Origin of the sequence: Kitasatospora sp. Root107, from assembly GCF_001424875.1 — a bacterium.
In the GTDB taxonomy this organism is placed as follows: Bacteria; Actinomycetota; Actinomycetes; order Streptomycetales; family Streptomycetaceae; genus Kitasatospora.
Genome location: NZ_LMCT01000035.1, coordinates 37,444 through 49,131 on the forward strand (window position 1 = coordinate 37,444; position 11,688 = coordinate 49,131).

At 70.3% G+C, this 11,688-nt stretch carries 10 protein-coding genes and 1 pseudogene; 3 read left to right on the top strand and 8 right to left on the bottom strand.

The genetic code is table 11. From position 1 onward, the window contains the following. Positions 1 to 567: 567 nt before the first annotated feature. Positions 568 to 1,965 (top strand): annotated as a pseudogene (locus ASC99_RS26845) (rhamnulokinase family protein). Positions 1,966 to 2,336: 371 nt separating this feature from the next. Here ASC99_RS26845 and ASC99_RS26850 read toward each other — a convergent pair. Continuing rightward, a complete protein-coding gene (locus ASC99_RS26850) occupies positions 2,337 to 2,792 on the bottom strand; it encodes a MarR family winged helix-turn-helix transcriptional regulator (protein ID WP_082598666.1) in 456 nt (151 codons plus the stop codon). Between the two features lie 231 nt (positions 2,793 to 3,023). Between ASC99_RS26850 and ASC99_RS26855 the strand changes: the two genes are divergently transcribed. Further along, positions 3,024 to 3,680: an SDR family oxidoreductase gene (locus ASC99_RS26855; protein WP_235583147.1), complete on the top strand. Its 657-nt coding sequence runs from the start codon at positions 3,024 to 3,026 to the stop codon at positions 3,678 to 3,680. A gap of 150 nt (positions 3,681 to 3,830) precedes the next feature. Here ASC99_RS26855 and ASC99_RS26860 read toward each other — a convergent pair whose 3' ends face one another. From ASC99_RS26860 to ASC99_RS26885, 7 genes are all read right to left on the bottom strand, one after another. Next, a complete protein-coding gene (locus ASC99_RS26860) occupies positions 3,831 to 4,787 on the bottom strand; it encodes an amidohydrolase family protein (protein WP_057236752.1) in 957 nt (318 codons plus the stop codon). Between the two features lie 147 nt (positions 4,788 to 4,934). Next, on the bottom strand, positions 4,935 to 6,008 hold the full coding sequence (locus ASC99_RS26865; protein ID WP_200948441.1) for an MFS transporter: 1,074 nt from the start codon (positions 6,006 to 6,008) through the stop codon (positions 4,935 to 4,937). A gap of 112 nt (positions 6,009 to 6,120) precedes the next feature. Further along, positions 6,121 to 7,707, bottom strand: coding sequence for a Na+/H+ antiporter (locus ASC99_RS26870; protein ID WP_057236754.1), 1,587 nt, complete (start codon positions 7,705 to 7,707; stop codon positions 6,121 to 6,123). A 126-nt stretch (positions 7,708 to 7,833) separates the two neighbouring features. Then, positions 7,834 to 8,850, bottom strand: coding sequence for a zinc-dependent alcohol dehydrogenase family protein (locus tag ASC99_RS26875; protein ID WP_057236756.1), 1,017 nt, complete (start codon positions 8,848 to 8,850; stop codon positions 7,834 to 7,836). Positions 8,851 to 8,899: 49 nt separating this feature from the next. Beyond that, positions 8,900 to 9,232, bottom strand: a complete 333-nt coding sequence (locus tag ASC99_RS26880) for a carboxymuconolactone decarboxylase family protein (protein ID WP_057236758.1) — start codon at positions 9,230 to 9,232, stop codon at positions 8,900 to 8,902. 378 nt (positions 9,233 to 9,610) lie between these two features. Continuing rightward, complete coding sequence (locus ASC99_RS42285) at positions 9,611 to 9,769, bottom strand: hypothetical protein (protein ID WP_157531767.1); 159 nt, start codon at positions 9,767 to 9,769, stop codon at positions 9,611 to 9,613. A 238-nt stretch (positions 9,770 to 10,007) separates the two neighbouring features. Continuing rightward, complete coding sequence (locus ASC99_RS26885; protein ID WP_057236760.1) at positions 10,008 to 10,910, bottom strand: NADP-dependent oxidoreductase; 903 nt, start codon at positions 10,908 to 10,910, stop codon at positions 10,008 to 10,010. Between the two features lie 132 nt (positions 10,911 to 11,042). On the opposite strand from ASC99_RS26885, the gene ASC99_RS26890 reads away from it, so the two are divergent. Further along, a complete protein-coding gene (locus ASC99_RS26890) occupies positions 11,043 to 11,639 on the top strand; it encodes a hypothetical protein (protein ID WP_200948442.1) in 597 nt (198 codons plus the stop codon). Positions 11,640 to 11,688: the final 49 nt, after the last annotated feature.

Sequence of the window (11,688 nt, forward strand, 5' to 3'; positions counted from 1 at the left end):
ACTCCCCGCAGCGCTGCGCGAGCCTACTGCACATCTGCTGGTGGCTTGCCCCTCGTCGCATGGAGTCACGACCGGTGGGGAAGTCGCGGGGCCTCGGCAAGACCCGCCGACGGTACAGCGCGGTCAGCAGCCCGCCACCGGCCAAGACCTGTCGGGCCATCAGCGGCTCACGGGAGAAATCCACTGCACGGTGTCGTCGGTCCTGCCCCGGAACCACCGACGTGGTCGGCCGGCGCTCGACGGCTCGCTCCTGGCCAGCCGCCGATAGCCGGGCTCCCAGTCCTCGACAGCGAAAGCCCGGCTGTTGATCTGGTAGAAACCGCTACGGATGGTCCGTCACCTGGGAGATCGCCATCTCTCCCGAGAGGGATTCCAACGACCGGGCCAACTGGTTGTGTTGCTCCACGAGCGTCCCGACCAGGCGCATCGCATACTCTCTTCCGATCATCCCCACATCATCTCGGACACGGGGCTTGTAGAGAACCTTGCTGAAGACCCTCGTGTGGATCTTCCGCCCGGCCGGGACAAGCACCAGGTCAGACGGTGCGCGAGCGTCCGGTGCAAGCCTTGCGGGATGCCACCGCCGTTTCCGCCGGTGTCGGTGCGGGGGTGGAGGGTGACGGAGTTGATCGCCCGGTCGGCTCCGAGGTCGATCTCCAGCCACAGAGGGGTGGCGCCGATGTCGGGGGAGCAGAAGTCGATGCTGGTGTAGCGCCTCGGTCAGGCATCGACAGCTGGGCTGTGGACTACGGCCTGCTCGACGCGTCGGGCGCGCTGCTCGGTAACCCGCACCACTACCGTGACCCGCGCACCCGGGCGGCCGTGGACCGCGTCCAGGCCAGGATCGCGCCCGGTGAGCTGTACCGGATCACCGGGCTGCAGCACCTCGACTTCAACACGATCTACCAGCTGGCAGCGGCCGACGGTACCCCGCAGTTGGAGGCCGCCCGCACCCTGTTGCTCATCCCCGACCTGCTCGCGCACTGGCTCACCGGTAGCGTCGGCGCCGAGGCCACCAACGCCTCCACCACCAGCCTGTACGACGCCAGCACCGGCGCCTGGTCCCAGCCGATCCTCGCCGCCCTTGGCCTCGAGCCCGGTCTGCTGCCGTCGTTGCGCTGCCCGGGCGACGCGATCGGTACCCTGCTGCCCGCGGCCGCCGCGTACACCGGGCTGCCGGAGGCCACGCCCGTCACCGCCGTGGCCTCGCACGACACCGCCTCCGCCGTGGTGGCCGTGCCCGCCGCCGACCGCGACTTCGCCTACATCTCCTGCGGCACCTGGTCACTGGCCGGGCTCGAACTCGACGCCCCCGTGCTGACCTCGGCCTCCCGGGCGGCGAACTTCACCAACGAGCTCGGCATCGACGGCACCGTCCGCTACCTGCGCAACATCATGGGTCTGTGGCTGCTGAGCGAGAGTCAGCGGACCTGGCAGGCCAAGGGTCCGCCCGTCCCAGCTCCCCGGCCTGCTCGCCCAGGCCGCGCAGGCCAAGCCGTTCGCCGCCGTGGTCGACCCGGACTACCCGGAGTTCCTCGCCCCCGGCGACATTCCCGCCCGCCTCGCCGCGTACTGCGAGCGGACCGGCCAGACCCTGCCCGGCAGCCAGGGCGCGGTGGTGCGCTGCATCCTGGAGAGCCTGGCCCTGGCACACCGTCACACCCTGTGTCAGGCAGCCGAACTGGCGGGCCGGGACATCAGGTGGTCCATCTGGTCGGCGGCGGCAGCCGCAACGACCTGCTCTGCCAGCTCACCGCCGACGCGACCGGCTTGCCGGTGCTCGCCGGGCCCACCGAGGCCACCGCGCTCGGTAACGTACTGGTCCAGGCCCGGACCCACGGGCTGGTCGACGACCGCGCCGACATGCGCCGACTAGTCGCCCGGACCCAGCACGTGCGCCGCTACACCCCCCAGGGCGGCCAGCAGCCGTGGGTCGCCGCAGCGGGCCGGATCGGTCTGTCGTGACGACCCGTAGGTTCCACCGCAACCCACCACCAAGATGGTGGAGTTCTTCGCCGTCCTCTGAGCTCGACGTCTAACCTCGCAGGTCACCCGGCCTCCTGATCTGCGGTTCTTCCCGGGACAGCGGAGGCGGCCGTTCTCCACGCTTCGAGATGTCGAGTCCCGAAGCACGAGAGAGTGGCCGCTGCGTATGAGTCCAGCGGCAGCGTACAAGAGCGACAACAGGGCCTCCTCGCAGCTTTTCGGTCTCGACAACCTTCAAGCTGCACAGAGGCCCTGTCTTCATGCGGCGACAACGCCGAGATCACCCGAATCAGGAACCCACGAACGCTCGTGCCGATCCCAAGTCCCGCGGCCGGCTTGCGGATCGCTTCTCAGCTCTCGCGGACCGCCTCGGCCACTTCGCCGAGCAGCGCCCGCAGTTGCTCGGCGCCGGCGAGGCCGAGTGCACCCGTGATCTGCTGCTCAACCTCGTCGATCACCTTGTCGGCCGCGCGCAGCACGTCGCTTCCTGCCTGGGTGAGGTGCAACTCCTGAACGTGCCGATGGCGAGGGTGCTCATGGCGCTCCAGTTGCCCACGACCTTCCAGGCGCGCCACGAGCGAAGCAACCGCCTGCGGCGTAACGCCGAGCCGACGTGCCAACTCTGCACCGGTCAGACCCGGCTGGTTGTGGACGGTGATCAGCAGCGAGTAGTGCGCAACAGCGATTCCCAGGGGGCGCAGCCGCTGTTCCTTCAGTGCTTGCACCGCCAGCTCGGTGCGGCGAAGTGCCCAGGTCACCCGGCCCAGCGCGTTGGGGGCGACTGGCCCCTCGTCGTTCTGCGTCACGGCCCCAGGATAGCGGCGCTTCACAAATATCAAACGTTTGACATCAATCAAGAACTTGTCGCATGGTGGATTCCATGACTCGTCACCTTGCCCTCATCACCGGTGCCTCCTCCGGTATCGGCGCCGCCTACGCCCGTCTCCTGGCTGTCGACTACGACCTTGTTCTCGTGGCTCGCCGCGCGGACCGGCTCGACGGTCTAGGAGCTGCGTGCCGGCGGAGCGGCAGTCGCCGTGCTGCCTGCCGACCTCGGTACCGGCGACGGCATCGCCGCCGTCAGCGACCGCCTGGCTGCCGGGGACATCCGCCTGCTGATCAACAACGCCGGAGCCGGTGGCTACGCGCCGCTCGCCGATGTCGACCCTGCGGATATCGACCGCCTGCTCACCCTCAACGCCGTCGCGCCCATCCGGCTGGCGCGTGCCGCGCTGCCCGGCATGCTCGAGGCCCGGCAAGGCAGCATCGTCACCATCGCCTCACTTCTCGCGTTCAGCGCGGGCAGCAACGACCCGCGAATGCCCAGGCGCACCCTGTACGCCGCCGCGAAGGCCGCCACGCTCGCCTTCAGCCGCACCCTCGCCGGCGAACTCGCCGACACCCCGGTTCGCGCGCAGGTCGTGTGTCCCGGTGTCGTCGCCACGGACTGGAACGGCGGAGCGGGCCGCAGCATCCCCTGGGCCATGTCCCCCGAGGACGTGGCCGGGGCCAGTCTGGCGGGCCTGCGGCTGGGCGAGGCCGTCTGCATCCCGGGCCTGGAGGATGCGGCTGCCGCGCTCGACGCCCTCCAGGCCGCTGAGTCGGCCCTGCTCGGGGGAGGCAACCAGCCTGCCCTCGCTGCCCGGTACCTCCAGGCGGCTCAGCCTTCCAGTCCTGCGGAGCCGGTTCGGTGATGTGCAGAATCCGGCGCTGCACGGGGACAACAGCGGGAGGATGAGCCTTCACGCAGGCGCGACCTCCGCACCGGCTCGGGTGCTCCTGCTTCGCACGCTCCCGCCCGACTCGCTGGGCACCGCCACCGCCGTCCCCGCCTCCAGGGTCGGTCACCTCAGCCCGAGGAGATGGTCGGCGTTGCGGTGGGCAAGTTTTTCCCGCGTCTCCTGGTCGACGGCGAGCCACCGCAGCCACGCGGTGGCTCGCTTGTTGTCCGAGTAGGGGTAGTCGACGGAGAAGATGATCCGGTCGTCCCCGAAGACCTGGCGGGTGAGTTCGAACGGGCCGTCGTAGAAGTAGCCGCTGGTGGTCACCCAGAAGTGGGTGTGGAAGTAGCTGCTGACCGGGTGGGACAGGTCGGGGGCGAGCGGTGTGAGCATGTCCTCGATCCGGGCCAGGTGGAAGGGGATGCCTTCGCCCAGGTGGCCGAGGATGATCCTGAGCTGGGGATAGCGGTCGAAGACGCCGGAGACTACGAGGCGCAGTGCGTGCAGGGAGGTCTCGTAGTGCCAGCCGTAGCCGGCGGTGGCGAGCATGCGGGCCAGCGGCGGCTTCAAGCCCGCGTAGTAGGCGCCGAGGACGGGCTGCGGGGGGACGCCGGGATGCAGGTAAAGCGGCACGTTCAGCCGTGCGGCGGCCTGAAGGATCGGTGCGCAGTCGGGGTGGTCGAGGAAGCGGCCCTGGATGGTGCCGTTGACGAGGGCGCCGACGAGGCCGAGCTCGGTGACGCTGTGCTCCAGCTCGGTGGCGGCGGCGTCGATGTTCCCGGTGGGCAGGGTGGCGAAGCCGGCGAAGCGGTCCGGGTGCGCGGCGATGGTGTCGTGGAGTCCGGTGTTGAGTCGGCGGGCAAGGGGCAGGGCGACCGCGTCGGGCAGGTCCTGGGTGGCCGGCCCGACGGCGGAGAGCACTTGGAGGTCGATGCCGGCCGCGTCCATGTCGGCGAGCCGTGCGTCGACGGTGTCGAGGAGCCGGTCGTGCGGATCGTCCGGGAGCCAGGAGAGGTCCAGTCCTGTGGCCTCCAGCAGTTCGGGGGTGGCGTAGTGCTCTTCGATGGCCACGATGCGCATGTCGTCGCTCCTGATCCGTGACGTGTTCTGGGCTTGCAGAGCGGGCGGTCAGGCTTGTTGCCCTCCCAGGAGAGGTCCGCGTCGGCCGAGGGCCCACACGAGGAGGGCGACGCCTGCGAGGCCGGCGCCCGTCAGGGAGACCGCCCTTCAGCCGCCGGCGGACCACAGGATGGAGGCGGCGGCGGAGCCGATCGCGCCGCCGATGAAGTTGCAGGTGATGAAGGCCGTGTTGAGGCGGCTGCGCGCCTGCGGCGCGATCGCGAACAGGCGCGTCTGGTTGAGGATGTTCACGCCCTGCACGGCGATGTCGAGCAGGATGATGGCCACGATGATCCCCGCGACGGAACGGCCGACGAGAGCCGCGACGACGAAGGAGGCCACGATCGCGGCCCATCCCCAGCCGGTCGCGGGCAGGGACCAGCCCCGGTCGTGGAGCCGCCCGGCCCGCTGGGCGGCCAGGGCGCCGGCGAGGCCGATGAGGCCGAACAGGCCGATGACGGAGACCGGGTAGGAGAACGGCGGCGCGCTGAGCAGGAAGGTCAGGGCGGTCCAGAACATGGTGAAGACACCGAAGGCGGTGGCGCCGAGGAACAGGGTCCAGCGCACCGCGCGCTCCTGCCGGACCACCTGCCAGACCGACAGCAGCAGTTTCGGGTAGGGCAGGTGCGCCTTCGGGGCCAGCGGCGGGATCGCGCGGCGAAGAAGCAGCGCGAAGGCGACGGCGGCCGCCGCGGCGAGGACGTAGATGGCGCGCCATCCGGCGGCGTCGGCGATGAGTCCGCTGATGGTGCGGGAGGTGAGGATACCGATGAGCAGCCCGGAGACCACCGTTCCCACGACCTGCCCGCGGTTGGTGTCGTCGGCGAGGTCGCCGGCGAGCGGGGTGAGCAGCTGGCCGCTGACGGTGGTCAGGCCCAGGAGGGTGACCGCGACGAGCAGGACGGGCATCGACGGGGCGAGGGCACAGCCGACGAGGGCGACAGCCGAGCAGATCATCAGCGCGGGGATGAACCGACGGCGGTCGAGGATGTCACCGAGCGGCACCAGCAACAGCGCCCCTGCCGCGTAGCCGATCTGAGTGGCCGTCACGAGCCAGCCCGCGATGGCGTGGGAGGCGTGCAGGTCGTCGGCGATGAAGTCGAGCAGCGGTTGTGCCCAGTAGAGGTTGGCGACCGCGGTGCCGCCGGCGATCGCGAACAGCAGCGTCAGGGCGCGGGTCATCCTGCTCGTATGCGCCGAGGCGGGACCGCTCGTGGTCGGCGGGGTGGGTGTGCCGGGGGTGGACATGGGTGTCTCCGGGCCGCCGGGATGGTCGACGGGTGCAGGGCTCGGCTCACTCCTCCTGCTCACGTCCGGCCAGCCGTACCTCTTCGTAGTCCAGGGCCGTCTGGAGCCGGCGCAGCACAGTGTCGTCGATCCTGCGTTCGTTGCGCAGGCGGACGACGGTGGCGCGCTTGTGGGCGATGAGCGCGAGGCGCAGATCGGTGTAGTGGCGGTTGTGGACCAGCGCGGGATCGTCGTCGGAGCCGGCGCCTCTGGCCCGTACGGTGGCCAAGTGGGCCTCGTACTCCTGGTGCAGCCACTCCACCACCTTCGGGGTGGCGCCCTGTTCGGCGGCGAGGTGCGGCAGTGCCTCGATGGCTTCCTCGGTCGCCGCGGTCTCGGCGAGGAGCAGTTCCTCGTCGACGGAGGTGTCGCGCGGCAGCCGGGCCCAGCGCACCACGCGCGGCAGTAGCAGGCCCTGCACGACGAGGGTCACCACGATCACGCCGGAGGTGACGAAGATGATGAGGTCACGGTCGGGGAAGGGCTCGCCCGAGTCGAGGGCCTGCGGTACGGAAAGCGCCACGGCGAGCGACACCGCCCCCCGGAAGCCCGCGAGTCCGCTGACGACGCGCGCCCGGTGGCTGATTCTCCGCAGATGCTGCTGCGGACGCCGGTCGAGCATGCGGATCAGGTAGGCGCTGGCGAACAGGAACGCGAACCTGACGGCGACGAGCACCACGCTGACGATCGCGATCGCGACCAGGCCGCGGGTCAGGTCGGACCGGCCCAAGTGCCTTAGAGCGTACTGGAGTTCCACTCCGACCAGGACGAACAGAACGCCGTTGATGATGAACGTGGCCAGCGGCCAGAGGGCCAGTGCCTGGCGGCGGTGCTCGGCCCGGATGAGGCTCGGCGCGACCTGAGCCATGATCAGCCCGCTGACGACGACCGCGAGGACACCGGAGGCCTCGATCAGCTCGGCGAGCAGATAAGCCGTGAACGGCGCCAGGATCATGACGAGGTTGCCCAGCAGGGGATCGTCCAGGCGGCGCCGCAGATTCATGTTGACCCAGGCGACCAGCACACCGACCGCGGCGCCGCCGGCGTAGGCCAGCAGGAACAGCGCCCCGACATGTGGCAGGGTCAGATGCTCCTCGCCGACGGTGAGTCCGACCGCCAGGCCGTAGATGACCAGGGCTGTGCCGTCGTTGACGAGGCTCTCGGCGCGTAGCACGGTGACCTGGCGGCGCGGTAGAGCTCGGGCCAGCACGCCCACTGCTGTCGCGTCCGTGGGGGCCACCGCCGCTCCGAGTACCCAGGCCGGTCCCCAGGGCAGGCCGAGCGCGTGCGCGGTGGCGGCCACGGACCATGCGGTGAGGATCACCAGTACGGTGCTGAGCAGGACGATGCCGCGCAGGTTCGCGCGGATCTCTCGCAGGGAGGTGGTGAGGCTCTCCCAGTACAGCAGTACCGGTAGGAACAGCAGCAGCACCACTTCCGGCGGAAGCTCCGTCTGGCGCACGGCCGGGACGAGTCCCATCAGCACGCCTACGACCAGCAGCACGACAGGCGGTGCCACGTTCAGGCGTTGTGCGACGACCTGGCCCACCAGTACGGCCACACCGAGGAGCACGACGAGTTCGAGACCGAGCATGGCGTGTGCTCCTCTGAGGGGTGGTGGTGGCGCTGGCTGGACGAGAGGTCGTCGGTGAAGCTGGAATGCCCCGGCGGGCGCAGGCGGTCGGGGGAAACCGGACTGCGCTCGCCGGGAGTTGGGGGGTCAGGGCTTGAGCAGCGCCTTGATGGCGCGGCGTTCGTCCATGGCCTTGTACGCCTCGGCGACCTGGCCGAGCGGGAGGGTGAGGTCGAAGACCTTGCCCGGGTTGATCCGACCGTCGATGACACGGTCGATCAGGTCGGGAAGGTAAGCGCGCACCGGGGCGGGGCCACCGCGCAGACCGACGTGGGAGAAGAACAGCTGCTCGCCGTCGATCTGCACGTCATGCGGCATTCCGACGAAGCCGACGTTGCCGCCGGGGCGGGTGGACAGCAGGGCCTGTTGCATCGACTCCTGGGTGCCGACGCATTCGAGGACCGAATCGGCGCCGATGCCGTTCGTCAGTTCCTTGACGCGGGCGACGCCTTCCTCCCCGCGCTCGGTGACGATGTCGGTGGCGCCGAACTCCAGGGCCAGCTTCTGCCGGGAGGCGTGCCGGCTCATGGCGATGATGCGCTCCGCGCCCAGTTCCTTCGCGGCGATGACGCCGGACAGGCCCACCGCGCCGTCACCGACGACCACGGCCGTCGAACCGGGCCTGACCTCGGCCGCCTTGGCGGCGTACCAGCCGGTGCCCATGACATCGGACAGGGCCAGCAGGCTCGGGATCAGCTCCTCGGCCGGCTGCTCCGGCATGGCGACCAGGGTGCCGTCGGCGAGGGGGATGCGGATGTACTCGGCCTGGCAGCCGTTGGGGAAGTCCCGGTGCTGGCAGTTGGTGTGGTAGCCGGCCCGGCAGATCGGGCAGGTGTTGTCGGACGCGATGAAGGAGCCGATGACGAACTGGCCGGGCTTGACGGTCGACACGGCGCTGCCGACCTCCTCGACGACGCCGACGTACTCGTGGCCGATCGGCTGCGGCCCGGTCACCGGGTTGATGCCGCGGTAGCTCCACAGGTCCGAGCCGCACACGCAGGTGGCGACGGTCCGGATGACCGCGTCGGTCGGCTGGATGATCTTCGGACCGGGGAGGGTCTCGATGCGGACGTCCCAGGGCGCGTGAATGACTGTTCCGAGCATGACGGCTCCTCGAAGGTGCGTGGGTGTGGTCGGCGGGCAGGCGGGTGGATCAGGGGGCCGGCTGCCCCTGCTCGGCGACGGCCCTGAGCTGGTTGATCGCGGTCATCGCGTTCGGCCAGCCGGCGTAGAAAGCCAAGTGGGTGACGGCCTCGACGAGTTCCTCCACGGTCAGGCCGTTCTCGATGGCCCTGCGGAGGTGAAAGCCGAGCTGTTCGGTGCGGTACAGGGCCACCAGGACGCTGACCGTGACGAGGCTGCGATCCCGCGACGACAGACCCGGCCGCTCCCACACGTCACCGAACAGGACCTCGTCGGTCAGCTCCGCCAGCTTCGGCGCGAAGTCCTGCAGCGTCGCGGGGGCGACGGACTTTTCTTCGGCCATGCTGGTCACTCCTTGGAACGAGGGTTCTGTGTGCATCCTGACCTGCGGGTGGGGAATCCCGGTGGATTGGGATGTTGCTCTCCGCCGAATGGGTTGGAGCCGTTTCCGCGGGGCCTGCGGCCGGTCGCACCGACGACATTGCCACGCTGCCGACGCACGCAGAAGAGGAGAATTTCATCCTCGGATAAATCACTACCCCCTTCGCCGGGCTCGGGGCGGCTTTCTCATCCTGTCTTGTACGGCCGTGCAGTCCAAGGGACCTGACGTTTAATTACTTGGCATTGTGGGTTCGCCCGATGAGGCCGGCGAGGTCTGCCGCAGTGGGTGTGGTGATGGGTGCTGGGCGGATGCGTCGGTCGAGGGCGTCCAGGACGGGTGTCATCTCGTGCAGGGCGTCGACTCCGCCACCCGCACGACCCGGCGGACACCCAGCACCCGGGCAGCCGACCCCAACGCCAGGCGCCGCTGCCGCTCATCCAGATGGGGCAGCGGCACGGCGAACGCCTCCCGGAGCGCCCCCTCGGTCTCCCTCGTCACACCGAGATCCTCGGTGGGCGTTCGCCACGCCGGACGGGTGGATCGGGATGGCGATCTCGGGAACGACGGCGTGGAGGTAGTCGACCCTCTCGCCGAGCTTCATTCATGGGCCCTCGGCCGGCCGGCAGCAGCGAGTCATACCGAGCCCGATGGCATGGTGAAGGGGTTTTGCCGGGGTGGAACAGAAAGCCGCCGACACCGTCTGCCCTCCCTGGTGACCGGGCCTCGCTCTATGTCGCTACGGGATCAGGACCACCTTCCCGCCCGCGTGGCCGGTCTCACTCAGCTCGTGCGCCCGGCCGGTGTCGGCCAGCGCGAAGCTCGCGGCGACGCGAACGCCGAGCGCGCCGTCCGCGACGAGCTGGGCGTAATCGGCGAGCTGCGCCCCGAACCGCCGGTTACTGCCGGAGAACACGACGCCCAGGTCGAAGGCCCGCAGATCGGTGATCGTCACGACCCGGTCGGTGCCGCCGCGCAGCTCGATCGACACGTCCAGGGCGGCCTGCCCGGCAACGTCGAAGACCGCGTCGACGCCCTGCGGCGCGAGGGCCCGGACCCGGTCGGCGAGTCCGTCGCCGTAGGTGACCGGGATCGCGCCGAGCGAGCGCAGGTAGCCGTGGTTGCGCGGCGACGCGGTGCCGACGACGGTGACGCCGCGGGCCACCGCGAGCTGGACGCCGAACGCGCCCACCGCTCCCGCTGCGCCATGCACCAGCAGCGTCTCCCCGACCGCCACCCCGAGGGCGTCGAGCACGCGGTCCGCGGTCTCCAGGGCCACCGGCAGCGCCGCGGCGATCTCCCAGCCGAGGCCGGCCGGCTTGGGTGCGAAATCGTCGGCCAGGGCGTACTCGGTGTAGGAGCCGGTCACGGTCCAGGCCATCACCTCGTCGCCCACCGCGACACCGGTGACGCCCGCCCCGACCTCATCGATCACGCCGGCCGCTTCCAGGCCGGGGATCGCCGGCAGGGACGCGGGCGCCATGTCCGGCATCAAGCCGCTGCGGATCTTGTGGTCGACTGGGTTGACGCCGGCGGCCATGACTTTCAGCCGCACCTGGCCGGGCCCGGGGTGCGGCTCCGCGACGTCCTCCAGTCGCAGGACCTCCGGGCCGCCGTGCTCGGCGTAAACGATCGCCTTCATCTGTCTCTCCTCTGATCCGGTGATGACTCCATCCTGGAGAAGGACCGGCTCCACTCCGGCTGGCCGTTCGGCCAGTTCGCCCTGGCCGAAAGGACAGCCGGAGCGTGCGCCGCGCCGCCTATGCTCGGAGCCATGGACCTGATGCCGGCCGTCGAGGTGATCCGGGCGCCGCTGACCGAGACCCACCTGCGGCTGTCTGCGGCCTTCGCCGAGGCGATCCCCCACCGGGTGCTCGCCCAGCTGTCCGCCAACTGCCCGTTCGCGCCGTTCAAGACGTACGGCGAGTCGCCCGGCGCGCCGGGGTCGTCCGTCACGATCGCCGACCTCGCCGCGATCCGGCCGATGGTGCCCGCGCGGGGCACCTGGCAGGGACGGGCCACGATGGCTGGCGTTGAAGTGCCCGTGCTGGCACTGGCCAGCGACGCCACGGAGCAGGGCGCGCTGCTGGTCCTCGTGCGGACCGAGGACTCCCCGGTGGCGGAGGAGGACCTGGCGCCCGCCCTGGGGGTGTGGGACTTGGTGACCGCCCACCGGGAGGGCCTGCGGAACGAGGCCGCGCCCGAATGGCTGGCTGTGTCCCGGGCGGCCGCGGCGGCACGCGCCGTGGCCATCTCCGACCTCGGCGACGCGCACGGTGCCGCGCTGACCGCCCTGCTCGGTGTCCTGCGCGACCGTTCTCTGAGACCGTGTTTGAGATCTGCCGTGTCCCGTGGCTGGCGGGGTCGTTGAGCCGTGCGTGAGTGGTTCCGGGGGCGGGTATCCGTCGGATCTGACGGAT

What these genes read in the sequence shown, in the direction of transcription:
- ASC99_RS26860 (WP_057236752.1), bottom strand. Translation starts at nt 4,787, where the DNA reads ATGCGCATCGTGGCCATCGAAGAGCACTACGCCACCCCCGAACTGCTG.
- ASC99_RS26865 (WP_200948441.1), bottom strand. Translation starts at nt 6,008, where the DNA reads ATGACCCGCGCCCTGACGCTGCTGTTCGCGATCGCCGGCGGCACCGCG.
- ASC99_RS26870 (WP_057236754.1), bottom strand. Translation starts at nt 7,707, where the DNA reads ATGCTCGGTCTCGAACTCGTCGTGCTCCTCGGTGTGGCCGTACTGGTG.
- ASC99_RS26875 (WP_057236756.1), bottom strand. Translation starts at nt 8,850, where the DNA reads ATGCTCGGAACAGTCATTCACGCGCCCTGGGACGTCCGCATCGAGACC.
- ASC99_RS26880 (WP_057236758.1), bottom strand. Translation starts at nt 9,232, where the DNA reads ATGGCCGAAGAAAAGTCCGTCGCCCCCGCGACGCTGCAGGACTTCGCG.
- ASC99_RS26885 (WP_057236760.1), bottom strand. Translation starts at nt 10,910, where the DNA reads ATGAAGGCGATCGTTTACGCCGAGCACGGCGGCCCGGAGGTCCTGCGA.
- ASC99_RS26890 (WP_200948442.1), top strand. Translation starts at nt 11,043, where the DNA reads ATGGACCTGATGCCGGCCGTCGAGGTGATCCGGGCGCCGCTGACCGAG.